The sequence below is a fragment of the Xanthomarina sp. F2636L genome, from assembly GCF_026410195.1.
In the GTDB taxonomy this organism is placed as follows: Bacteria; Bacteroidota; Bacteroidia; order Flavobacteriales; family Flavobacteriaceae; genus Xanthomarina.
In genome coordinates this window covers 13197-36963 of record NZ_JAPMLM010000074.1, presented here as the reverse complement: position 1 = coordinate 36963, position 23767 = coordinate 13197, and the positions used below count along the sequence as shown (strand labels likewise).

Here is a 23767-nt window from a genome sequence, read left to right as displayed (position 1 = left end):
TGTTTACTTTAAAAATTGTTTCGCGACATTCTCAGCTTTTCTACTTTCCGAATAATCGTAAAAACCTTCTCCAGATTTAACGCCTAGTTTTCCAGCCATAACCATATTTACTAATAGAGGGCAAGGTGCATATTTAGGGTTTTTAAAACCGTCGTACATCACGTTTAAAATTGATAAACAAATATCTAAGCCAATAAAATCTGCCAATTGTAATGGACCCATTGGGTGAGCCATGCCAAGTTTCATAACCGTATCTATTTCTTCAACACCAGCAACACCATTATAAAGTGTTTCAATGGCTTCATTAAGCATTGGCATTAAAATTCTATTAGCTACAAAACCAGGATAATCGTTTACTTCTGTTGGCGTTTTTCCTAACTTTTTAGAAAGTTCCATAATGGTATTAGTAACCTCGTCGCTGGTATTATACCCACGAATAATTTCAACCAATTTCATAATTGGAACAGGATTCATAAAATGCATTCCTATTACCATTTTTGGTCTTGAAGTTGCAGCTGCGATTTGTGTAATGGAAATAGACGACGTATTACTTGCTAAAATAGTGTCTTTTGCACATGCTTCATCTAACTGTTTGAATATCTTTAGCTTTAAATCGATGTTTTCTGTTGCGGCCTCAACGACTAAACCAGCATGCTTAACACCTTCATTTATATTGGTGAATGTGGTAATATTTCCTAAAGTTTGTGTTTTGTCTACTTCAGTTATTTTTTCCTTAGCAACCATTCTATCTAAATTTTTAGAGATGGTGTCCATACCTCTTTTTAAAGAAGCCTCATTAATATCTATAAGTTGTACTTTAAATCCACTTTGAGCAAAAGTATGTGCAATACCATTTCCCATGGTTCCAGCTCCTATAACTGCTACGTTTTTCATAAAAAATTTATTTTTTATTCCCTTGTAAAAGGGAATCTTGTTTTTTGTTAATTAAAAATTCATTTTAGTTAAAATGATGAGATTTTTACTTTTGTTGGAATTAAAACTGATTTATAATCATGGTCGCAACACGTAAAGCTTCGGTACCATCGTGAAGAGTTACAACAGGCGATCTGTTATTGTTTATAGCATCAGCAAAAGATTCTAGTTCGTCCAAAATTGCATTATTACTGGCTATTTCTGGATTGTCGAAATAAATCTGTTTTTTTACACCTTCAGCATTTTGAAGAATCATATCGAAATCCCCTGGGTTTTTTGGGGCATCTTTCATTTTTACTACTTCGCATTTCTTTTCTAAGAAATCAATTGAGATATATGCATCTTTTTGAAAGAAACGCGATTTACGCATATTCTTTAAAGAAATTCTGCTTGCAGTTAAATTTGCCACACAACCATTTTCGAATTCTATTCTGGCATTAGCAATATCTGGGGTGTCGCTAATTACCGAAACACCACTTGCAGATACATTCTTGACTTTAGATTTTACTACACTTAAAATAATATCTATGTCGTGAATCATCAAATCCAAAACTACTGGAACATCTGTACCACGAGGATTAAATTCTGCTAAACGATGGGTCTCAATAAACATGGGGTTTATAATCTGATCTTTCACTGCCAAGTAAGCAGGATTGAACCTTTCTACATGTCCTACTTGTCCACGAATATTGTGTTGTGCTAAAAGTTCTCTAATATGTTCAGCTTCTTCAACAGTATTTGTAATAGGTTTTTCTATAAAAATATGTTTGCCTTTATCGATGGCTTTTATGGCACATTCATAATGCGAAAGTGTTGGTGTAACTATATCTACCATGTCTACAGCTTCAATTAAAGAATCGATAGAGTTAAAGTATTTATAGCCAAATTCAGCTTCTATTTTTTTTGCATTGGCTTCATCTGCATCATAAAAACCAACAAGTTGATATTTATCTGATTGATTAAGAAGCCTTAAATGAATTTTCCCAAGATGACCAGCACCTAGAACTCCAGCTTTTAGCATGTTTTTACGTTTTCAACAAAAATAAGATTTTCCTTTTAGAAATTGAAGAATAGAAAATAGAATTTAAACGAAAGTTTAAAACTTTAAGCTTTGAACTTGTTGCTTATTGATTTATTTTAGCCTTGAAAATTTACCTACCATTGAAAGATACTTTTAAACATAAAGGCTTAAGACAACAACTAGTTGAAATTATAAAAAGCAAAGGCATTAAAGACGAAAAGGTTTTGGAAGCCATTGGAAATATTCCACGACATATGTTTATGGATTCAGGCTTCCTGGATCATGCATATCAGGATAAAGCGTTTCCAATTGCTGCAGACCAAACCATTTCTCAACCATACACTGTAGCTTTCCAAACAGAGTTATTACAAGTGAAGCCCGGAGATAAAATATTAGAAATTGGTACTGGAAGTGGCTACCAGACAGCTGTTTTGTGCGAGCTTGGAGCTGTTGTTTACAGCATAGAGAGACAGCGTGAATTGTATAAAAAAACCAGTAAGTTTTTACCAAAATTAGGTTATATAGCTAAGAAACTTATTTTTGGAGATGGTTATATTGGTTTAAAAGAAGAGGCACCTTTTAAAGGTATTATTGTAACAGCTGGTGCGCCTTTTGTACCAAAACCTTTATTGAGTCAGCTTGCTATTGGTGGGCGATTAGTAATTCCTGTTGGAGACGAGGTTCAAACTATGACTCTATTTATTAGAAATGGCGCCAAGGAATTTGAAAAACACGAGTTTGGTGAGTTTAGATTTGTACCCTTATTAGAAGATAAAAACTAATATCTAGATCTAGGCAAATATTCTACAGGAATGGGATTGTCTTCAGTTTCTTGAGTCCAATATATATTAACAATCCACCATCTAAATCCATCAAAAAACAGCTGGATGCTTTTAAGACCACTCATATAGGGCTTAAGGTCTGTTTCGTTTTGGTAAGACTCGTAGGTACTAAAAACGTGGGCTATGTTTCCAAAGATATCCACAGTTCTGTGAATTTCCTTTTCAAAAAAACCATTTTCAATCAACCAGGTTTCTGAGATAGAAATATAATCTGATGGCGACATATATCTAGTTATATAATACCCTTCTTCATTTTTTCTGGAAGGAATAAGTTTAGCATCTTGGAGAAACAAGTATTTATATAAATCCCAATCTCTTTTCTCGCCTTGTGGTCCAGAAACCACATTGTAAAGTGTTTGTATGGTGGTTTCTAAAGTTTTTACTTTATGTCCATATTTTATAGCGCTTTCTTGTGCATTTGTATGCAGGTTTAAAACAATTATAGAAAGCAATAAAATAATTTTTTTCATGGTGTAATAATATTAGAAACTTTTTTTAATTCTGTCCAATCTTACCTTATTATCTCGATCTTTTATGGCCTCTCTTTTATCAAATAGTTTTTTTCCTTTAGCTAAAGCAATAACTAGTTTTGCAAGTCCTTTTTCATTGATAAATAAATTTAGCGGAATGATGGTTAAACCCGATGTGTTAACTTCTTTTTCAAGTTTCTTAAGCTCTCTTTTATTTAACAATAACTTCCTTGTTGCTTTAGGTTTATGGTTGTAATACGTGCCGTAAATATATTCTTCAATAGTCATGTTTACAACAAACAATTCTCCTCTATCGTTAAACTCACAGAAGCTTTCTGCAATGGAAGCTTTGCTGTCTCTAATAGATTTAATTTCTGTTCCAGTTAAAACAATTCCAGCAGTAAACTTATCCAATATTTCGTATTGAAACTTGGCCTTTTTGTTTTTTATATTGACTTTTTTTTGCATACAAGCCAAAGGTAAATAATTTAAAAGAACTTTTAAGAACTCTTGGAAAGTTATCCTTATTTTTACTCTGATACTTTAAAATATATTTTATGAATAAGCTTGTTTTATTTTTATTATTATCTGTTTTTTTATCCTGTAAAAACCAAGATTCCTCAGCATTAAATGCTATTGAGATTATTAATAACTCCATTGAAGCTTCTGGAGGAAACAAATTTGATGTTTCTACAATAACATTCGATTTTAGAGATAAACATTACAAAGCAAAGCGAAATCAAGGAGATTTTCAATTGGAACGACATTTTAAAGATTCCATTTTTAATGTTAAAGACGTGTTAGATAACAATGGTTTTAATCGTTATGTTGAAAATGAATCTTTAGAAATACCAGATTCTATGGTTGTAAAATATGCAGCTTCGGTAAATTCAGTTCATTATTTTTCAGTGTTGCCTTATGGGTTAAATGATCCTGCTGTTGTAAAAACATTTTTGGGAGAAGAGATTATTAAAGGTAAAAACCATTATAAAATACAAGTAACTTTTAACAAAGATGGAGGAGGAGAAGACTATGAAGATGTTTTTGTGTATTGGATAAGTACTGAAACTTTTAAAGTTTCATATTTAGCTTATTCTTATAAAGAAATAGATGATTTAGGCTTTCGGTTTAGAGAAGCCTACAACGAACGCTTTGTTAATGGCATTCGATTTGTAGATTATAATAACTTTAAACCAAAAACAACCAAAGTAAAGGTTGATGACTTAGGAAAGTTGTTTGAAGAGAATCAATTAGTTTTGCTATCTAAAATAGAATTAAAAAACGTGACCGTTAATTAATAGTCAAAACCTGATCCAATTTTTTACCATTTATAATGGTAATGATATATAAATTACCATTATTACTGTCGTCTATATCTTTATATTTCTTGGAATCTAAAATACGATTCACAAATTGTGGTGTTGTGTCACTATGTCCAACAATTAAAACAGTTTCTCCTTTAGTATCATTTAAAAATGGGTTGATATCCGTTTCTTTATCGTTGTAGATAATTATTTCTAAGCCGTTTTTTGTAGCAGTAGGTTGGGCAGTTTCTAAAGTTCTGTTATAATCTGTAGAATATATTTTATCGAATGGAATATGTTGTAAAATGTTACGCCATTTTTCTGCTCTAGCTATTCCTATTTGGGTTAAATGGGGATTTTTATTTGTAGCATCCGTTCTATCTTTTTCAGCATGACGAATGAAGTAGTAGGTAGTAGTTTCTTGAGAATTATCTTTTTGAGCACAACTAAAAAAACTAGTAAAACCGGCAAATACAAGAATAAGTAAATATTTCATAGTATTTTGATAAACGCAATTGTATTATAATTTAGAGAATATTTAAGCCAATTCTAGGGCAATATCAATCATATCTTTAAAGGTGGTTTCGCGTTCTTTGCTTGTAGTACGTTCTCCAGTAACCAAAGAATCTGAAATAGTTAAAATAGTAAGTGCGTTTACATTGTGCTTAGCAGCCACTGTGTAAAGTCCTGCAGTTTCCATTTCTACACAAAGCACTCCAAATTTAGACCATTTTTTATAAGATTCGAAATCGTCTGCATAAAATTCATCCGATGTAAATACATTTCCAGCTTTAAGTGGAATGTTTTTCTTTTTAGCAGCTTCTACGGCTTTTTGAAACAATTCAAAATTTGCTGTTGGAGCATAGTCTGCACCACCAAAACGCAATTCGTTTACTCCAGAATTTGAAGATGCAGCCATAGCTAACACAATATCTCTAATTTTTACATGTTTTTGATAGGATCCAGAGCTTCCTACGCGAATAAGGTTTTTAACGCCATATTCTGTAATTAATTCGTGAGCATAAATGGATATACTAGGTACTCCCATTCCTGTTCCCATTACAGAAACACGTTTACCATTGTAAGTTCCAGTATAGCCTAACATGCCTCTAACTTTATTAAAGCAAATTGGGTTTTCTAAAAAGGTTTCGGCAATCCATTTAGCACGTAATGGGTCTCCAGGTAGCAGAATGGTTTCGGCAATTTCTCCTTGTTTTGCTTCTATATGTACACTCATAAAATTAAGTTAGATTGTAAAATTAATAATCACTACTGGTAATAGCAGACTTTTTTTCAGTTACGATATCTATGCCAGAAGAAGTACCAATTCTATCTGCACCAGCATCTATATATTTTAATGCTGTTTCTATATTTTTAATGCCACCAGAGGCTTTAATCTTGGCTTTATTTTTAATGGTTTTTCTAATCATTTTTACAGCAGTTAAAGTTGCTCCGCTTTTAGAAAATCCGGTAGATGTTTTAATAAAGTCGGCTTTAGCATCTAAACAAATCTGACAGGCCTTAATAATTTCATTTTTAGAAAGTTCACTAATTTCTAAAATAACTTTTAATGTTACGCTACCAATAGCTAATTTAACATCGCAAATATCTTTATATACTGCGACAAAATTTTTGCTTTTAAGCATGCCAATATTTATAACCATGTCTATTTCGTCTGCACCATCTTCAACAGCTTTAGTGGCTTCAAACACCTTGGCATCCGTACTCATAGCTCCTAAGGGAAAACCAACAACCGAACATACTTTTACGTTACTGCGTGTTAACAAATGTTTTGCTAAAGACACATAATAACTATTAACACAAACAGAATAGAATCTATATTGTTTTGCTTCATCGCAAAGTATTTTAATATCTGTCTTGGAGGCAGTGGGTTTTAAGAGGGTATGGTCTATATATTTGTTAATGGACATATTTGCTATTTTATAGGTTAAGGTGTAACAAAAATACGATTAACTGTTTGCATTTGCATCATGCAATTTGAAAAATTATTAAAAATTTATGAGTTTAATGCATGTTTTCTTTAACCAATTTTTAAATATTTTAGAAGTTTGAGGTTTATTTTATCTAAATTATTGAGTATGTTTTTGAAAATAAGCATGTTACAAGGCTGTTTTTTTTATATGACTTTTGTCAGCATTTAGGGGGTTTATAGAGGTTATTTTTGAAGTAAATAATAACTAAATATTTACCCATGAAAAAAATAATTTTTAGCGCATTAATTGCTTTTTTATTTGTTTTTAATGCCCAAGCACAGGAGGCTTCTTCAAGTTCTCAAGACTACAGTAAATGGCAAGCCCGTTTTCGTATCATTTCAGTAATACCTTCACCTGGAGATAATTTAGACGGTTTAGATGTGGATATCTCGACGTCTTTTGTTCCAGAATTGGACTTTACCTATTTCTTTACTAAAAATATTGCAGCCGAATTAATTTTAGGAACAACAAAACACGATGTTGAGGTTGGAGATAATTTGTCTAATATAGATTTAGGGCATGTATGGTTATTGCCACCAACTTTAAATTTACAATATCATTTTTATGCTGGGGATTTTAAACCATATGTAGGAGCTGGTATTAACTATACTATTTTTTATGGAGTAGATGAAGGTGATGTTGCAGGCATGGATTATGAAAATTCATTTGGATTTTCATTCCAAGCAGGTGTAGATTATAGTTTAAATGATAAATGGTTCTTAAACTTAGATTTAAAACAGTTGCTGCTATCTACGGATGTAGACGTGGATACTGGGGCAGGGGTTTTACCGGTTGAAGTAGACATCAATCCTTTTATTATAGGATTAGGTGTAGGACGAAAGTTCTAAAAATATAAAATCAGGATATATTTTAAAAGGCTACTAGAATTTTCTGGAAGCCTTTTTTTTTATCTCAAAATTGGTTGAAATAGTTAACAAGACTATGAGTTACAATTTTTTAAAATTTGATGTGTCCACTCAATGGCATCGCTTAAACAACTGAATATTTCATAAGGTTTATCATAAAAATCACGTTCAAATTCGGCGCTCTTTTTCATGAGTTCTGTTTCAGGAATCATAGCAATAGCCTTCAGGTTGGGAATTTTTTCAGTTTGCACATAAGTTAATGGATCTACAGAATAAGAGTTAACACGATTAGAAATATAAACCATATTTGTACCAGAAAAATGTGTTTGAATAATGTCATTTAGTTTTAGGTTATGATCTGGATATATTTCTGCTCCTTCACGAATCTGGCAGATTAAAAATTCATCAAAAACAAAGATTTCTGTTTCTGGATAATTGTAATAATGAATCATTCCCATATAATAATGTGTTGATGTTTATTGTGTAATATGTTGATTTTTAATTAAATAAAACTAAATAAGGCCAAATTAATATAAAAAAAACAACGCTCATCTTTTCAGATTTACGTTGCTTTTTCAACTAACCATATGAAAAAATAATTCTTTTATTAAACGTCTTGTTCAACCATATTTGATTGATTTCTAAATACAAGTTTATCGTCGAAAGCATCTAATAAAATAATACTATCTGTAGTGACTTTTCCTGCCAATATCTCCTTGCTCAATTCATTTAATACTTCTTTTTGAATAACTCTCTTTACTGGTCTGGCTCCATATTCTGGATGGTAGCCTTTTTCTGCTAAATATATGATAGCATCTTCTGTGGCATCAAAAGTTATTTGCTGTTGAGCTAACATTTTAGTTAAACCTTTTAATTGTAAGCCAACAATATCTTTAATATTAGTTTTTGATAAAGGTGTAAACATAATCGTGTCGTCTATTCTATTTAAAAACTCAGGTCTTACGCTTTGTTTTAAAAGTGCTAAAACATCTATTTTGGCTGCTTCCATAGCCGAAGCTATATCTTTAGTGGCTTCAAAACGCTCTTGAATTAAATGACTTCCAATATTTGAGGTCATAATGATAATCGTGTTTTTAAAATCTGCTACACGTCCCTTATTGTCTGTTAATCTACCTTCGTCTAAAACTTGGAGCAGAATATTAAAGGTGTCAGGATGTGCTTTTTCAATTTCATCAAGCAATACTACAGAATATGGTTTTCTTCTAACAGCCTCTGTAAGTTGCCCGCCTTCATCATAACCAACATATCCTGGAGGTGCACCAATTAATCTACTTACAGAATGACGTTCTTGATATTCGCTCATATCTATTCTAGTCATAGCAGCTTCATCATCAAACAAATATTCCGCCAAGGCTTTAGCTAATTCCGTTTTTCCAACACCTGTTGTTCCTAAAAATAAGAAGGTTCCAATGGGTTTTTGTGCATTTTGCAAACCTGCTCTGGAGCGTCTAACGGCATCACTAACAGCAACAATGGCTTCTTCCTGCCCAACCACACGTTTGTGTAATTCGTCTTCTAATTTCAAGAGTTTTTCACGTTCACTCTGAATCATTTTAGTTACTGGAATTCCTGTCCATTTGGCTACTACATCTGCAATATCCTCATAAGTCACTTCTTCTTTAATTAAAGAACTCTCAGATTGATTTTCTTGTAGCTCCTTTTGAAGTTTTTCAAGCTCCTCTTGAGCTTCCTTGATTTTTCCATAACGAATTTCAGCTACTTTTCCATAATCGCCATCGCGTTCGGCACGTTCTGCTTCTAGTTTGAAATCCTCTATATTGGCTTTGGTTGTTTGTATGTTATCTACAACCTCTTTTTCGCTTTTCCACTTGGCATTAATCTCGTTTCGCTCTTCTTTTAAATTAGCTAAATCTGAGCGTAAGGTTTTTAATTTCGACTCGTCTTTTTCGCGTTTAATGGCCTCGATTTCAATTTCTAATTGCATGACTTTTCTATCTAAAACATCTAATTCTTCTGGTTTAGAATTTATTTCCATACGTAATTTAGAAGCTGCTTCATCCATTAAGTCAATAGCTTTATCGGGTAGAAAACGGTTTGTGATATAACGTTCCGATAGTTCTACGGCACCAATAATTGCTTCGTCTTTAATACGGACTTTATGATGAGTTTCGTATTTTTCTTTAATACCACGCAAAATAGAAATGGCACTTTCAGTATCTGGTTCGTTTACCATTACTTTTTGAAAACGTCTTTCTAAAGCTTTGTCTTTTTCAAAGTATTTTTGGTACTCGTCTAAAGTTGTAGCTCCAATAGCTCTAAGTTCTCCTCTAGCTAAAGCCGGTTTTAAAATATTAGCAGCATCCATGGCGCCTTGTCCACCACCAGCACCAACAAGAGTATGAATTTCGTCTATAAACAAGACAATATCTCCTGCGCTTTCGGTAACTTCTTTGATAACAGCTTTTAAGCGTTCTTCAAACTCACCCTTATATTTGGCTCCTGCTATTAGCGCTCCCATATCTAGAGCGAAAATCTGTTTGTCTTTTAAGTTTTCTGGAATGTCTCCATCAATTATTCTGTGCGCTAAACCTTCAGCAATAGCTGTTTTACCTGTTCCTGGTTCTCCCACTAATATGGGATTGTTTTTAGTTCTTCTAGATAGAATTTGAAGAATTCTACGAATTTCTTCATCACGACCAATGACAGGATCCAGTTTGCCATCTTTTGCTAATTGATTTAGGTTTTTTGCATATTTATTTAAGGAATTATAAGTTTCTTCCTGACTTTGGGAAGTTACTCTGTCTCCTTTTCTTAATTCGTCTATACTTGCTAAAAGTGCCTTTTCTGTTGCGCCTTGATCTTTTAACATCTGAGCGATTTTGCTATTAGATTTAAAAATGGCCAAGATTAAATGTTCAATAGATACATAATCGTCTTTCATTTTTTTAGCAACTATTGCCGCTTCGTTAAGTGTTTTTCCTGCTTCACGAGATAACATGATATCTCCGCCAGAAACTTTAGCATAGCTTTCTAATTGCTTATCAATAGCCTGTTGTAATACAGGAATATTAATATTTAGTTTTTTTAAGATAAATGGTAATACATTTTCATCAACTTCAGAAATGGCTTTAAAAAGATGCTCATTTTCAATTTGTTGATGGCCATAGCCTTGTGCAAGTTGTTGTGCTTGCTGAATGGCCTCTTGCGATTTTATGGTATAATTATTTAGATTCATATAATATTATTTAATTGTCATTTCGATAAACGTAAAACAGTTTTCAGTTTTTTACTTTTATTCTTTATGACAAGGTTAATTTTTACGTTCTTTACATGACTAGTAAGTCAATTACCTTACCAACTCAAAGCGCAAGACAAAATGTCTGATTGCACCAATAAGAGTGTGACTTTTAGTCAGTTTGTAAGGTTTAAAAAATAGCTTCGTCTGATATAAATATCAATTAATAAGATTCCCGTTCTTACGGGAATAAAAAAGACATGTTTCATGGGGTTTTTTAATAAAATATTTAGTGGTTCTTCCGAAGAAAAAGAAGAAAAAATATTGCCTTGGATTGCTTTAACAAGTGTGCCACAGTTAGATGAGGTTGCAAAGAAATCTAAAACTAAAACACAGGTTATTTTTAAACATTCAACACGTTGTGGTATTAGTAGGATGGTAATGAATCAATTTATTGATGCCTACGATGTTAATGTTAATTTAGACTTATATTATTTAGATTTATTAAATTATCGCGATGTTTCTAATGAAACAGGCTACAAGTTTCAAGTGATGCACGAATCTCCACAATTATTGATTATTAAAAATGGAGTAGTAGTTGCACATGCGTCTCATGGTTCTATAAATAGTTTGGACATAGAACAATTTCTTTAAACTTAATTAGATTCTTTTGTAATGGTTACCATTTTATAAATCAATTGACCATTGGCATTCATGCCATTAATAAACAGTCTTATGTTTTTATGTTTTTTTGTGCTAATGGTTAAATAATTAGGTGTTTTGGAGTTTAAGTAGAAATTTGGAATCCAATCGATGGTGCTGTATAATTCTTCCGATGTTTGGTTAGGGAAATATATTTCAGAATTCTTAAATGTTTCTTTAGGTAAGCAAAACCCAAACTCAGTCTCGCTTATTTGAATATCTGGGTTTGCTAAGTTTCCAATACCTTTCATTATTTCGGGAGTTTTAGAGTAAATGTGAATAACTCCTCCAGAACCTTGAATCCCATATCCTGCTCCAGTAGCGTTTACAGTTACTGATGCAATATCAAACATCTGGATGCCTAGTAATTCTGAATGGTCATTCATAGGAATGTCATCAAAATATACTAAGTATTGCTCTTGGTGTCCATTTTTTTTAAGCGAACCAGCTCCAGGTCCTCTAGATTTTATTAAAACTACAGATCGAGTATCTTGAATAACTTTAATACTAGAAAGCGTTCTAAAATAAAAAATCAAGTCAGCTCCAGCAAAACTTTTTTCATCTGGGATATAGACTTTTGAGAATCCTTTAGCCATAACCTTATCTTCGATTCTTGTTTTTAAAATTTCGGAATCTGATTTTACTTGGGTTTTTACTAAAACTTCATCAAGAACTTCTTCGTCCAATAATAAAGGTAAATATTCGTCTTCTAAAGTATATACAGTTTCAAATCTTGTTTTAGAATACTCTTCAATTGGTTTGGTAAGCAAGCTATCTGGACGATATGTATTAAAATCTTTATAGATGTAAAAGTTAGCTTTTTCAATTTCCCCTTTTTTATTTAAAAGTGCTAATTTGTATTTTGAAGGATGTGCTAACATCAAACTATCGAATTCAAATTGGTTCTTTCCTTTTAAAGGCTTTATAGATAGAATGTTGTTTTCGGTTGAAGATAACATCACTTTGTGTTTAGATAAATCTTTATCTTTAGAATTGACAGAACCTCTTATTTTAACGCCATGTTCTGGCTGGAAAACCAAGTCGTTTTCAGATGCAATATTTCTTTGAATTTGATTATTTTTTTTAGCTGTTTGAACTATTAAATCCATACTATGCTTGTTACCATTGGTTTTATTGTAGTAATTGGCTAAATTAAACCCTGTGTCATTTAAGTAAGGAGTTAGTTGAAATTCGGTTATGATATTTTGTTGATTGTTATAAGAAATGGTTGCTTCAGGCAATACAGATACACTTAAATTAGCATCTGCCAGTTTGTTTAGCATCTTGAAGTCTAGTGTAATGGAGTCTGTTGAGGCTTGAAATTGCGTTACTTCCAATTCTATGTTTTCTGGCTCATTCCAAAAGGAATATTCCGAAATAGGTTTGTTGGTTTTATCGAATAAGGTAAGCGTGTTTATACCAGAAAATAAATCTTTATTTAAGAAGTTTATTTGATAGCTGGTTGCTTCCTTGTTTATTTCAATGGGAGCAACAGACTTCGCAAATCCGTTTCTATGTAATACCAAAATTAAAGATTCGTCTTTATAGTTGGAACTTGTAGCTAAATTTGTTTTTAATAAAAAGGAAGTTGTATTTTCATAACTAGATTGTAGTTTTTTCTGAATAATGAAACCCATTGGGCTTGCTTGTGGCAATGCAAACGATTTTTCAATGCCATTAATATTCATTACAGCGGAAAAAGAACTGTTATACATTAAGTTAAACTTACCCATGCCATAGGTGTCGCTCATAAATCGAGTAACGGTTTCCCCAGTTTTATTATCTATAATTTTCCCTGAAGCTTTAACTGGAACTTGATTGTTTTTTATGGTAAAAGCAATGTTGTTTAGGTTGTCTTTTAGAATAGTTTGGCTCTCTGGAAAAAAGACCATGTTGTATTGGTCTTGGTTGTTAACTTCAGCTATGCTAGTTTCGGCAGTAAGTAAAACATCATTTTCAGTATCTTCAGTAGTACTTAAAATTTGAATTGGGATAACCGAACCGCTTTTAAAGTTTCTATTTTTATTTGTATCAATATCCATATAATACGTTCCAGAAATTAAATCTGGATGAATCTCCATTTCTCCATAAGCAAAACCTGCTTCAGCATAATAAAGCTGACTGCTAATTAATTTTTTTTCAGAAGAATAAAAATTTACAAATATGTTGGTTGTATTTAAATTGGGTTTATTATTGGAATCTTCTACAATGTAGGCCTTAAACCAAATCTTTTCTCCAGCATAATAGGTGGTTTTGTTGGTGTGGAGATAAAACTTCTCTTTTTCAACATTATTTAGATAAGTATTCTCATCTAAAAAGGTTTTTGTTTGTTCTGAAAAACTTTCTTGGCTCGAGATACTTAAAGTGACAAGAAGTAATAAGAAGAGTAGATTAGTTTTCATACGGATAGGTTTTAGATGTAGGACGATTATCACAATAATAATGCCAAATTGTTAAAATTTTAACATTTAGGGTTTTATTGGGGTTTATCAAATTTAATTATTATTTTAAAAATAAATGTTTTTTTGGTCTGAATGTTAACCAAAACCTGAAATTTTATTATAAAAAATATCTAATTAGACTCTTGCTCTATAGTAACACTTTTATAAACTAATTGACTATTAGCATTCATGCCATTAATAAACAATTTTAATTTTTGATGTTTTTTTGTGCTAATAGTAAGGTAGTTAGGTGTTTTAGAGTTTAAATAAAAATTTGGAATCCAATCGATGGTGCTATATAATTCTTCCGAAGTTTGGTTAGGGAAATAAATTTCAGAATTCTTAAAAGTTTCTTTAGGTAAGCTAAATCCAAATTCCGTTTCACTTATTTGAATATCTGAATTAACCATTGTTCCAAGACCTTTCATTAGCTCGTAGGTTTTTGAATAGATATTAATAATACTTCCGTTAGCATTTACTGTTACTGCAGCAATATCGAACATTTGCATATATAATAATTCTGAATGGTCACTTATAGGAATCTCATCTAAAAGGATATAATATCCTAATTGTTTTCCACTATTATTATTTTCATCTTTCATAAATGCTCCAGCTCCTGGTCCTCTTGTACTCATTATAGTTACAGAACGACTATCTTGTACGACAAAAATGCTAGGAAGCGTTCTTAAATAAAAGACTACACTAGCGCCTACATAACTTTTCTCGTCTGGGATATGGATTCTAGTGAATCCTACATTTCTTACTTTAGCCAGTATTCTATCTTCTAAAATTTCTTTATTCTCTCTAGCTTTAACTTTAGCTTTTATCAAAATTTCATCGAGTATTTCTTCTTCCATTAATTGAGGGACATATTCGTCTTCTAAAGTGTATACAGTTTCAAATGTTGTTTTAGAATACTCTTCAGTTGGTTTGGTAAGCAAACTATCTGGACGATATTTATTAAAGTTATTATAGATGTAAAAGTTGGCTTTTACAATTTCCCCTTTTTTATTTAATAGTGCTAATTTATATTTTGAAGGATGTACTAACTTCAAACTATCGAATTCAAATTGTCTTTCCCCTTTTAATGGTTTTATAGATAGAATGTTGTTTTCGGTTGAAGATAACATCACTTTGTGTTTAGATAGATCTTTATCTTTAGAGTTGACAGAGCCTCTAATTTTAACGCCATGTTCTGGCTGGAAAACCAAGTCGTTCTCAGATGTAATATTTCTTTGAATTTGATTGTTTTTTTTACCCGTCTGAATTAGTAAATCCATACTATGCTTGTTACCATTGGTTTTGTTATAGTAATTGGCTAAATTAAACCCTGTGTCATTTAAGTAAGGAGCTAGTTGAAACTCGGTTATTATATTTTGCTGATTGTTATAAGAAATGGTTGCTGCAGGCAATACAGACACACTTAAATTAGCGTCTGCTAGTTTGTTTAGCATCCTGAAGTCTAGTGTAATGGAATCTGACGAGGCTTGAAATTGCGTGACTTCCAATTCTATGTTTTCTGGCTCATTCCAAAAGGAATATTCCGAAATAGGTTTGTTGGTTTTATCGAATAAGGTAAGCGTGTTTATACCAGAAAATAAATCTTTATTTAAGAAGTTTATTTGATAGCTGGTTGCTTCCTTGTTTATTTCAATGGGAGCAACAGATTTTGCAAAACCATTTCTATGTAAAACTAAAACTACAGACTCGTTTCTGTATTTAGAACTTGTAGCGTTATTGGTTTTTAATAAAAAGGAGGTTGTGTTTTCGTTCTTAAAATCTAATTTTTTCTGAATGATAAACCCTAACGGATTTGCTTCTGGCAAAGGGAATTTTTCATCGATTCCGTCAACATTTATTACAGCAGAAAAAGAACCATTATACAAGAGGCTAAAACGTCCCATCCCATAAATGTCGCTCATAAATCGAGTAATAGTTTCTCCAGAAGTATTATCGATAATTTTCCCTGAAGCTTTAACTGGAACTTGATTGTTTTTTATGGTAAAGGCAATGTTGTTGATTTCGTCCTTTAATACAGTTTGGCTTTCAGGATAAAACGCCATGGTGTAATTGGACTCAACATTTGTTTCAGTGGAGTTTTTGGTTTTAATATCAGCTAAAGTGTTTTCTGATGTTTTTGAAGTGCTCAGCACTTGAATGGAAATCACAGAGCCACTTTTAAAGTTTCTATTTTTATTTGTATCAATATCCATATAATACGTTCCAGAAATTAAATCTGGATGAATCTCCATTTCACCATAAGTAAAACCTGCTTCAGCATAATAAAGCTGACTGCTAATGAGTTTTTTTTCAGGAGAATAAAAATTTACAAATATGTTGGTTGTATTTAAATTGGGTTTATTATTGGAATCTTCTACAATGTAGGCCTTAAACCAAATCTTTTCTCCAGCATAATAGGTGGTTTTGTTGGTATGGAGATAAAACTTCTCTTTTTCAACATTATTTAGATAAGCATTCTCATCTAAAAAGGTTTTTGTTTGTTCTGAAAAATTTTCCTGACTCGAGATACTTAAAGTGACAAGAAGCAATAACATGGAGAGTAAATTAGCTTTCATACGGATAGGTTTTAGATGTAGGACGATTATCACAATAATAATGCCAAATTGTTAAAGTTTTAACATTTAGGGTTTTGTTGGGGTTTATCAAATTTAATTATTAATTAGAGTTTTGCTAATTAATAGTTACAATTTTTAAAGCTTTGTTTGAATGCTAAAAAGCAATATTTTATCTTTGCGCTCTAAAGAATAAAGCAAGCATGAAGATTTCTTACAATTGGTTAAAACAATTTATCAAAACGACTTGGTCTCCTGACCAAATTAGCGAACTACTTACAGATCTAGGTCTTGAAGTAGAGGGAGTTACTTCCTTTCAGTCTGTAAAAGGAGGTTTGGAAGGTATTGTAGTTGGAGAGGTTTTAACCTGTGTGCAACATCCAAATGCCGATAGACTAAAAATAACTACAGTAAATGTAGGTTTAGAAAATCCGTTACAAATAGTTTGTGGCGCTCCAAATGTAGCTGCAGGACAAAAAGTGCCAGTTGCAACAATTGGAACTACTTTATATACTGAAGCAGGCGAGCCATGGACCATAAAAAAAGGTAAGATTAGAGGAGAAGAGAGTCATGGAATGATTTGCGCTGAAGATGAACTTGGCTTAGGGGAATCGCATGATGGCATTATGGTTCTTGATTCCAAACTTGAAATAGGAGCGCTTCTTGCTGATGTTTTTGAAGTAGAAAACGACCAGGTGTTTGAAATTGGGTTAACACCAAATAGGGCAGATGCTATGAGTCATTTTGGAACTGCTCGTGATTTAAAAGCTGGTTTTCTTCAAAAAGATGTTACTTTAGAATTAATAACACCTTCAGTAAGTGCTTTCCATGTAGATAATAGAACCTTACGCATTGATGTAGATGTAAAAAAGAAGGATTTAGCTCCTAGATATTGCGGATTAACCATTTCTGGAATAAAAGTAGAACCTTCGCCTAAATGGTTGCAAAATAGATTAAAAGCAATTGGCTTAACACCAAAAAACAATATAGTAGATATTACTAATTATGTGTTGCACGAATTAGGACAGCCTTTACACGCGTTCGATACGGCTAAGATTTCTGGTAATAAAATTGAAGTAAAAACTCTGGAAAAAGGCACGAAATTTACAACACTTGATGGCATAGAACGTGAGTTACATGATGAAGATTTAATGATTTGTGATGCTGAAAATCCGATGTGTTTTGCCGGAGTTCTCGGAGGTATCCATTCTGGAGTTACAGATGGAACAACAAGTATTTTTCTTGAAAGCGCGTTTTTTAACCCTGTAAGCATTAGAAAAACTGCAAAAAGACATAATTTAAATACAGATGCATCTTTTAGGTTTGAAAGAGGTATTGATCCAAACATTACGGAATACGCTTTAAAAAGAGCCGCACTTTTAATTCAAGAAATTGCTGGAGGAGAAATAACGAGCGATATTTTTGACTTTTACCCTAACAAAATTGAAGATTTTCAAGTGCGTTTAAGTTTTGATAATGCAAAGAAACTAATTGGTGAAAATATTCCTGAAGACATTATAAAACGAATTTTAATGTCTTTAGAAATTAAAATTAATAATGTTACCGAAACAGGTTTAGGACTTACTGTTCCAGCCTATAGAAATGACGTTCAACGCGAAGCAGATATTATAGAGGAAATACTTAGGGTTTATGGTTATAACAACATTAAAACTACTGAAAAGTTAAATGCAACCATTGCAAATACTACCAGATTTGAGGATTATAAACTGCAAAATGTTATTGGAAACCAATTAGCTTCTCAAGGATTTTTTGAAACCCTATCTAATTCTTTAACAACTCCAGATTACACAAAATTAAGCGAGCAACTTAAAGCAGAACATCAGGTAGGGATGTTGAATCCTTTAAGTCATGATTTAAGTGTTTTAAGACAATCTGTTTTATTTTCTGGTTTAGAGAATGTAAGTCATAATATTAATAGGAAAAGAGAAAATTTGAAGTTGTTTGAATTTGGCAAAACCTATCACAATTTTGGTGATAAAAAAGTAGAATTGAAACATCTGTCTTTGTTTATTACAGGAAATAAACATAATGATCGTTGGAATGTAACTTCACAGCCATCAGATTTTTTCTTTATGAAAGGAGTTGTAACAAGTGTTTTAGAGCGTTTGGGATTAACAGGAATTAAAGAATCTTCTTTTAAAAATGATGTATTTAATGAAGGCATTATTTTTTCAATAGGGAAGAAGCAACTTGTAGAATTTGGGTTGGTTAAAAAATCTATTTTAAAACATTTTGGAATTTCTCAAAACGTATTGTTTGCCGATTTTAATTGGGAAGAAGTTATCTCTTTAGTAAAACACAACACCATTACCTTTAAAAGTATTCCAAAATATCCAGAAATAAAAAGAGATTTTGCTTTGTTACTAGACAATTCTATTTCTTTTGAAGATATAGATAGAATAGCAGGACAGACTGAAAAGAAAATACTAAAAAGCGTGAACTTATTCGATGTGTTTCAAGGAAATAACTTGCCTCAAGGAAAGAAAAGTTATGCTGTAAGTTTTACTTTTCAAGACCAGAGTAAAACACTTACAGATAAGCAAATAGATAAAATTATGACAAAGCTTCAAGATAACTTTACAAAAGAACTTGGAGCAGAATTAAGATAAAAGATTCAATCTCATTCAAAAAAAAAGCCTCGAAATTTCGAGGCTTTTTAATGTCTTCAATAAGTTAAATATATATTATAATACTTTAACATTTACTGCGTTCATTCCTTTTCTTCCTTCTTGTAAATCGAATTCTACTTCATCACCTTCACGAATCTCATCGATTAAACCAGAAATGTGAACAAAATGTTCTTTGTTTGTGTCTTCTTCAACTATAAATCCAAATCCTTTAGAATCGTTGAAAAATTTTACTGTTCCTTTACCCATTGTAATAATTTAAATATTTTAATAATAAACAAATATAGCCATATAATTTATAAATGAGATATTTTGATGTAATTTTTAAAAAACAGGAATAAATTTGGGATTTAAAGTGCTTCATATTAGCATCTATTTAGATTGTTATTTTGTATCTTTAAGAAACTCTAAATTTTAAATGCTATGGATTCTAGTTATATAAAAATTTATACAGGCAGTTTTATTATTGCACAATTAATAGTGGATAAGTTAGATGCTGTAGGTATAAGTCCTATTGTAAAAGATGAAACAGAATCTGGAAGATTAGCAGGTTTTGGATCTTCTATTCCAGGTTATCAAGAGATTTATGTTAGTGAGGAAGAATTGGATGATGCAGTTCCTATTGTTGAAAGTGTTACAGCAGAACTTCAGCCTTAATTAAAAGGTTACAGTCGCAGTAGTTAGTATGTAAATTAAATAACTAAAAACTGCGACTATATCTTGTATTAAACAGTTGCAGAATACATTTTATTACGCAATTCCTTAATTTTTGGATCTTGCATATACTCATCAAAAGTAGTATGTCTATCTATTATACCACTAGGTGTTAATTCTACAACTCTATTTGCAACTGTTTGTGCAAACTCATGGTCATGAGTAGAAAATAACACAGTGCCTTTAAAGTTTTTTAAGGAATTGTTAAAAGCTGTAATACTTTCTAAATCTAAGTGATTTGTAGGTTCATCTAGCATTAATACGTTGGCTCTAACCATCATCATTCTACTTAACATACATCTTACTTTTTCGCCACCAGAGAGAACGTTCGATTTTTTAAGCGCTTCGTCTCCACTAAAAATCATTTTCCCTAAAAAGCCACGAATATGAACTTCTTCACGTTCTTCTTCAGTTTTTGCCCACTGACGAAGCCAATCTACCAAGGATAAATTATTTTGAAAAAACTCGCTATTATCTAAAGGTAAATAAGATTGAGTTGTAGTAATTCCCCAATCGAAGGTTCCAGAATCTGCTTTTATATTGCCATTTAATATCTCATAAAAAGCTGTGGTAGCTCTAGAGTCTTTAGAAAATAAAACCACTTTATCTCCTTTTACTAAATTTAAATCTATTTTGGTAAATAGCACATCTCCTTCAATAGAAGCGGATAGATTTTCAACGTTTAATATTTGATCTCCAGCTTCTCTTTCTCTTTCAAAAATAATGGCTGGATACCTACGACTAGAACGTTTAATATCTGCAATATTTAATTTTTCAATCATTTTCTTTCTACTTGTTGCTTGTTTAGACTTAGCAACGTTGGCAGAGAAACGTCTAATAAATTCTTCTAATTCTTTTTTCTTTTCTTCGGCTTTTTTGTTTTGTTGTGCATGTTGTCTTGCAGCTAATTGAGACGATTCATACCAAAACGTATAGTTTCCAGAAAAATGATTTATTTTTCCAAAATCTATATCAGAAATATGTGTGCAAACGGCATCTAAAAAGTGTCTATCGTGAGAAACTACAATTACACAGTTTTCATAATTTGCCAAGAAGTTTTCTAACCAAGAAATGGTTTCATAATCTAAGTCGTTGGTAGGCTCATCCATAATAAGTACATCCGGATTTCCAAATAAAGCTTGTGCAAGAAGTACACGTACTTTTTGTTTTCCGTCTAAGTCTTTCATTAAGGTGTAATGTGAATCTTCAGAAATCCCTAAGTTAGACAACATAGCAGCAGCATCACTATCTGCGTTCCATCCGTTCATTTCTTCAAATTGAACTTGCAGCTCTCCAATTTTTTCAGCATTTTCATCTGTATAATCAGCATACAAGGCATCAATTTCAGTTTTCAATTTAAATAAGGGTTTGTTTCCCATTATAATAGTTTCTAAAACGGTATGCTCGTCGTAAAGTGAGTGGTCTTGCTCAAATACAGACATACGTTTTCCAGGTTCTAAATGCACATGTCCAGAAGTAGGATCTTGTTTTCCTGATAAAATCTTTAAAAAAGTAGATTTTCCTGCACCATTTGCACCTATGATTCCATAGCAATTACCTTGGTTAAAGGTCGTATTAACTTCGTCGAAAAGAATACGCTTTCCAAACTGAACAGATAAATTTGAAACTGATAACATAATGTATGATTTAATTTTTTACTCAGATAATTATTACTTTATAAATAGGTTTTCGTGAACTTACAAATTAATAAATTTACTCCTTGACATAAATTTATTAGAAAGTTTTGCAAAAGTAGATAAAACCAACTACAACATGAAACAAAACCAACTCTTATTAATATTTAACAGCGAATTAACAACACTTGTTGATAGCAACTTTTATTTTTGTTGTTAATAGTTATGCTAAAGACCTATAATAGCCTTATGAAGTATTTTTGCTTGTTAGTATTGTTTGGACTAACTCTTGTGTCATGTAAAAAAGATTCGAAACAAGATAAAGGAGATGTTGCCTACATTGGAGGCGAAATAATCAACCCTTCGAACAATTATGTGGTTTTACTTAAAGCCAATTCTGTAATTGATACCATGACTCTAGATTCTAAGAATAGATTTATTTATAAACTAGATCAACTTAATTCAGGCTTATATACCTTTTCTCATGGAGGAGAAATACAAATGGTTTTGTTAGAACCTAACGATAGTATTATGCTTAGGCTTAATACAATGGATTTTGATGAGTCTTTGGTTTTTACAGGAAATGGTGCGAAAAAGAACAATTATTTAATAAATCTATTTTTAGATGGAGAAGTGGAAGATAAAATTGTTCTAGGTTTTAGCCAGCTACCAGCTACAGATTTTGAAGAAAAATTAGATTCTTTAAAAGAAAAGAAGTTAAAAAAACTTCAAAGATTTGTTTCTAAGCAAAGTCCATCAGAACTCTTTATTCATTTGGCAAAGTCTAGTATTAATTACGATTATTATTTAAGTAAAGAAGTCTATCCATTTGTAAATTATGCTAAAAACGAACGAAAGAATTTTGAGTCTTTATCTGAAGACTTCTATAGCTACAGAAAGGATATTAATTATAATGATTCAACTTTAGTTGACTATTTTCCATATTCTGCATTTTTAAAAAATCATTTTGAAAACTTAGCATTATTTGAACATTTTAAGCACTCAAATGACAGCCTTTTAAATAAGCAATCTTTAGAATATAATTTAATTAGGTTGAATTTAATAGATAGCTTAATGACTAACGAAAACATTAAAAATTCGCTTTTAGTTAGTGCTACTTTAGAATTTATTAGTAATAGTAAAGACTTAGATAAGTATGATGAAATTTTAAACTCGTTTCTAGCTAAGAATGAAAGCAAAAGACATAAAGAGTATGTTAGTAAAATGGTTAGCTCTTTAAAAGACTTAAAACCAGGCAATCCATTACCCGATGTAAAAGTCTTTGACATTTTTAATAATGAGTTTAATTTAAGGTTTGTTTTAGGAAATAAGCCTTGTGTTATTTTCTTTTGGTCTCAATCTAATATGATTCGTGTACAAGAATGCCATGATAAGGTTAACGAGTTAAAAATAAAATATCCAGAAATTAATTTTATAGGTATCAATGCTAATAATGAAAACAAAGATTTATGGAAAGCAACTTTAGAAAAATATAAGATTGAAAATGAGAGCGAATATATCTTTAAAAATCCAAAAGAAGCAAAACAAGCTTTAGCAATATACCCTATAAATAAAGTGATTATTCTAGATAAAAAAGGCTTGATTGAGAATTCTCATGCCAATATGTTCTCTATTAATTTTGAAGAGGAACTTCTAGGAGTTATAAACCAATAAAAAAGTCCCAGCAAATGCTGAGACTTTTAATTATACAATTATTATTAAGTTGAAAAACTTAATTTCCTTTCTTAAAATCTTCAAGAAACTTAGCTAATCCAATATCAGTTAAAGGATGTTTTAACAAGCCTTCAATAGCACTTAATGGACCAGTCATTACATCTGCTCCAAGTTTCGCACAGTCAATAATATGCATGGTATGACGAACAGAAGCAGCCAAAATTTCGGTTTCAAAACCATAGTTGTCATATATATGACGGATTTCTGCAATTAGATTTAATCCATCTGTAGAAATATCATCCAATCTTCCAATAAAAGGCGATACATAGGTTGCTCCAGCTTTAGCTGCTAATAAGGCCTGTCCTGGAGAAAAAACTAAAGTCACATTAGTTTTTATGCCTTTATCAGAAAAATATTTACATGCTTTAATCCCGTCTTTTATCATTGGTAATTTAATAACAATTTGCTCGTGTAATTCGGCCAATGCTTCTCCTTCACGAATCATACCTTCAAAATCTGTTGAGATAACTTCTGCGCTCACATCTCCATCCACAATATTGCAAATATCCACATAGTGTTTTAAAATATTATCATGACCAGTAATGCCTTCTTTTGCCATTAACGATGGGTTGGTAGTTACGCCATCTAAAACACCTAAATCTTGTGCTTCTTTAATCTGGCCTAAATTTGCAGTATCAATAAAAAATTTCATAAATAATTAATTTTAAATCCTT

At 31.6% G+C, this 23767-nt stretch carries 21 protein-coding genes; 7 read left to right on the top strand and 14 right to left on the bottom strand.

Going from position 1 to position 23767, the window contains the following annotated elements; all coding sequences use genetic code 11:
- Positions 1-3: 3 nt before the first annotated feature.
- Positions 4-894 (bottom strand): 3-hydroxyacyl-CoA dehydrogenase family protein, encoded by an 891-nt coding sequence (locus OS191_RS15135; protein ID WP_267156538.1) that lies wholly within the window; start codon positions 892-894, stop codon positions 4-6.
- A 100-nt stretch (positions 895-994) separates the two neighbouring features.
- Positions 995-1954 (bottom strand): Gfo/Idh/MocA family protein, encoded by a 960-nt coding sequence (locus OS191_RS15130; protein WP_267156537.1) that lies wholly within the window; start codon positions 1952-1954, stop codon positions 995-997.
- A 140-nt stretch (positions 1955-2094) separates the two neighbouring features.
- Between OS191_RS15130 and OS191_RS15125 the strand changes: the two genes are divergently transcribed.
- Complete coding sequence (locus OS191_RS15125; protein ID WP_267156536.1) at positions 2095-2736, top strand: protein-L-isoaspartate(D-aspartate) O-methyltransferase; 642 nt, start codon at positions 2095-2097, stop codon at positions 2734-2736.
- Here OS191_RS15125 and OS191_RS15120 read toward each other — a convergent pair.
- Together OS191_RS15120 and smpB are read right to left on the bottom strand one after the other, a co-directional pair.
- Positions 2733-3266, bottom strand: a complete 534-nt coding sequence (locus OS191_RS15120; protein ID WP_267156535.1) for a hypothetical protein — start codon at positions 3264-3266, stop codon at positions 2733-2735. The two genes, OS191_RS15125 and OS191_RS15120, sit on opposite strands and share 4 nt — an antisense overlap.
- A gap of 12 nt (positions 3267-3278) precedes the next feature.
- On the bottom strand, positions 3279-3734 hold the full coding sequence (gene smpB / locus OS191_RS15115) for an SsrA-binding protein SmpB (RefSeq protein WP_267156534.1): 456 nt from the start codon (positions 3732-3734) through the stop codon (positions 3279-3281).
- 89 nt (positions 3735-3823) lie between these two features.
- On the opposite strand from smpB, the gene OS191_RS15110 reads away from it, so the two are divergent.
- Entirely contained in the window at positions 3824-4564 is a 741-nt protein-coding gene (locus tag OS191_RS15110; protein ID WP_267156533.1) for a DUF6503 family protein, read from the top strand.
- Here the strand turns inward: OS191_RS15110 and OS191_RS15105 are convergent.
- Genes OS191_RS15105 through deoC form a run of 3 tightly spaced genes read right to left on the bottom strand, consistent with a single transcriptional unit; the run spans position 4557 to position 6501 of the window.
- Positions 4557-5066, bottom strand: a complete 510-nt coding sequence (locus OS191_RS15105) for a phosphoglycerate mutase family protein (RefSeq protein WP_267156532.1) — start codon at positions 5064-5066, stop codon at positions 4557-4559. The genes OS191_RS15110 and OS191_RS15105 overlap by 8 nt on opposite strands.
- 42 nt (positions 5067-5108) lie before the next feature.
- A complete protein-coding gene (gene deoD / locus OS191_RS15100) occupies positions 5109-5807 on the bottom strand; it encodes a purine-nucleoside phosphorylase (RefSeq protein WP_267156531.1) in 699 nt (232 codons plus the stop codon).
- A gap of 22 nt (positions 5808-5829) precedes the next feature.
- A complete protein-coding gene (gene deoC / locus OS191_RS15095; protein ID WP_267156530.1) occupies positions 5830-6501 on the bottom strand; it encodes a deoxyribose-phosphate aldolase in 672 nt (223 codons plus the stop codon).
- A 281-nt stretch (positions 6502-6782) separates the two neighbouring features.
- On the opposite strand from deoC, the gene OS191_RS15090 reads away from it, so the two are divergent.
- Positions 6783-7412 carry an OmpW/AlkL family protein gene (locus OS191_RS15090; protein ID WP_267156529.1) on the top strand — a complete coding sequence of 210 codons (630 nt, stop codon included), beginning with the start codon at positions 6783-6785 and terminating at the stop codon, positions 7410-7412.
- 92 nt (positions 7413-7504) lie between these two features.
- Here the strand turns inward: OS191_RS15090 and OS191_RS15085 are convergent, their stop codons facing one another.
- Entirely contained in the window at positions 7505-7888 is a 384-nt protein-coding gene (locus OS191_RS15085; protein WP_267156528.1) for a hypothetical protein, read from the bottom strand.
- 149 nt (positions 7889-8037) lie between these two features.
- Positions 8038-10647, bottom strand: coding sequence for an ATP-dependent chaperone ClpB (clpB, locus tag OS191_RS15080; RefSeq protein ID WP_267156527.1), 2610 nt, complete (start codon positions 10645-10647; stop codon positions 8038-8040).
- A 267-nt stretch (positions 10648-10914) separates the two neighbouring features.
- Between clpB and ytxJ the strand changes: the two genes are divergently transcribed.
- Entirely contained in the window at positions 10915-11301 is a 387-nt protein-coding gene (gene ytxJ / locus OS191_RS15075; RefSeq protein WP_267156526.1) for a bacillithiol system redox-active protein YtxJ, read from the top strand.
- Between the two features lie 2 nt (positions 11302-11303).
- On the opposite strand, the gene OS191_RS15070 is transcribed toward ytxJ, so the two are convergent.
- The gene (locus OS191_RS15070) at positions 11304-13751 is read right to left on the bottom strand and encodes a hypothetical protein (RefSeq protein WP_267156525.1); all 2448 of its coding nucleotides are present in this window, start codon (positions 13749-13751) and stop codon (positions 11304-11306) included.
- 170 nt (positions 13752-13921) lie between these two features.
- On the bottom strand, positions 13922-16366 hold the full coding sequence (locus tag OS191_RS15065; RefSeq protein ID WP_267156524.1) for a hypothetical protein: 2445 nt from the start codon (positions 16364-16366) through the stop codon (positions 13922-13924).
- Between the two features lie 200 nt (positions 16367-16566).
- Here OS191_RS15065 and pheT point away from each other — a divergent pair, with 200 nt between their 5' ends.
- Entirely contained in the window at positions 16567-18993 is a 2427-nt protein-coding gene (gene pheT, locus OS191_RS15060; RefSeq protein WP_267156523.1) for a phenylalanine--tRNA ligase subunit beta, read from the top strand.
- Positions 18994-19068: 75 nt separating this feature from the next.
- On the opposite strand, the gene OS191_RS15055 is transcribed toward pheT, so the two are convergent.
- Complete coding sequence (locus OS191_RS15055) at positions 19069-19260, bottom strand: cold-shock protein (protein ID WP_267156522.1); 192 nt, start codon at positions 19258-19260, stop codon at positions 19069-19071.
- A 174-nt stretch (positions 19261-19434) separates the two neighbouring features.
- Between OS191_RS15055 and OS191_RS15050 the strand changes: the two genes are divergently transcribed.
- On the top strand, positions 19435-19668 hold the full coding sequence (locus OS191_RS15050; RefSeq protein ID WP_267156521.1) for a putative signal transducing protein: 234 nt from the start codon (positions 19435-19437) through the stop codon (positions 19666-19668).
- Between the two features lie 68 nt (positions 19669-19736).
- Here OS191_RS15050 and OS191_RS15045 read toward each other — a convergent pair whose 3' ends face one another.
- A complete protein-coding gene (locus tag OS191_RS15045; protein WP_267156520.1) occupies positions 19737-21362 on the bottom strand; it encodes an ABC-F family ATP-binding cassette domain-containing protein in 1626 nt (541 codons plus the stop codon).
- A 246-nt stretch (positions 21363-21608) separates the two neighbouring features.
- Here OS191_RS15045 and OS191_RS15040 point away from each other — a divergent pair, with 246 nt between their 5' ends.
- Positions 21609-23033 (top strand): TlpA family protein disulfide reductase, encoded by a 1425-nt coding sequence (locus OS191_RS15040; protein WP_267156519.1) that lies wholly within the window; start codon positions 21609-21611, stop codon positions 23031-23033.
- Positions 23034-23091: 58 nt separating this feature from the next.
- On the opposite strand, the gene fsa is transcribed toward OS191_RS15040, so the two are convergent.
- Positions 23092-23745, bottom strand: coding sequence for a fructose-6-phosphate aldolase (gene fsa, locus OS191_RS15035; RefSeq protein ID WP_267156518.1), 654 nt, complete (start codon positions 23743-23745; stop codon positions 23092-23094).
- Between the last annotated feature and the right edge of the window lie 22 nt (positions 23746-23767).

Coding starts and splice junctions, on each gene's coding strand:
- OS191_RS15135 (WP_267156538.1), bottom strand. CDS start 894: ATGAAAAACGTAGCAGTTATAGGAGCTGGAACCATGGGAAATGGTATT.
- OS191_RS15130 (WP_267156537.1), bottom strand. CDS start 1,954: ATGCTAAAAGCTGGAGTTCTAGGTGCTGGTCATCTTGGGAAAATTCAT.
- OS191_RS15120 (WP_267156535.1), bottom strand. CDS start 3,266: ATGAAAAAAATTATTTTATTGCTTTCTATAATTGTTTTAAACCTGCAT.
- smpB (WP_267156534.1), bottom strand. CDS start 3,734: ATGCAAAAAAAAGTCAATATAAAAAACAAAAAGGCCAAGTTTCAATAC.
- OS191_RS15110 (WP_267156533.1), top strand. CDS start 3,824: ATGAATAAGCTTGTTTTATTTTTATTATTATCTGTTTTTTTATCCTGT.
- OS191_RS15105 (WP_267156532.1), bottom strand. CDS start 5,066: ATGAAATATTTACTTATTCTTGTATTTGCCGGTTTTACTAGTTTTTTT.
- deoD (WP_267156531.1), bottom strand. CDS start 5,807: ATGAGTGTACATATAGAAGCAAAACAAGGAGAAATTGCCGAAACCATT.
- deoC (WP_267156530.1), bottom strand. CDS start 6,501: ATGTCCATTAACAAATATATAGACCATACCCTCTTAAAACCCACTGCC.
- OS191_RS15090 (WP_267156529.1), top strand. CDS start 6,783: ATGAAAAAAATAATTTTTAGCGCATTAATTGCTTTTTTATTTGTTTTT.
- OS191_RS15085 (WP_267156528.1), bottom strand. CDS start 7,888: ATGGGAATGATTCATTATTACAATTATCCAGAAACAGAAATCTTTGTT.
- clpB (WP_267156527.1), bottom strand. CDS start 10,647: ATGAATCTAAATAATTATACCATAAAATCGCAAGAGGCCATTCAGCAA.
- ytxJ (WP_267156526.1), top strand. CDS start 10,915: ATGGGGTTTTTTAATAAAATATTTAGTGGTTCTTCCGAAGAAAAAGAA.
- OS191_RS15070 (WP_267156525.1), bottom strand. CDS start 13,751: ATGAAAACTAATCTACTCTTCTTATTACTTCTTGTCACTTTAAGTATC.
- OS191_RS15065 (WP_267156524.1), bottom strand. CDS start 16,366: ATGAAAGCTAATTTACTCTCCATGTTATTGCTTCTTGTCACTTTAAGT.
- pheT (WP_267156523.1), top strand. CDS start 16,567: ATGAAGATTTCTTACAATTGGTTAAAACAATTTATCAAAACGACTTGG.
- OS191_RS15055 (WP_267156522.1), bottom strand. CDS start 19,260: ATGGGTAAAGGAACAGTAAAATTTTTCAACGATTCTAAAGGATTTGGA.
- OS191_RS15050 (WP_267156521.1), top strand. CDS start 19,435: ATGGATTCTAGTTATATAAAAATTTATACAGGCAGTTTTATTATTGCA.
- OS191_RS15045 (WP_267156520.1), bottom strand. CDS start 21,362: ATGTTATCAGTTTCAAATTTATCTGTTCAGTTTGGAAAGCGTATTCTT.
- OS191_RS15040 (WP_267156519.1), top strand. CDS start 21,609: ATGAAGTATTTTTGCTTGTTAGTATTGTTTGGACTAACTCTTGTGTCA.
- fsa (WP_267156518.1), bottom strand. CDS start 23,745: ATGAAATTTTTTATTGATACTGCAAATTTAGGCCAGATTAAAGAAGCA.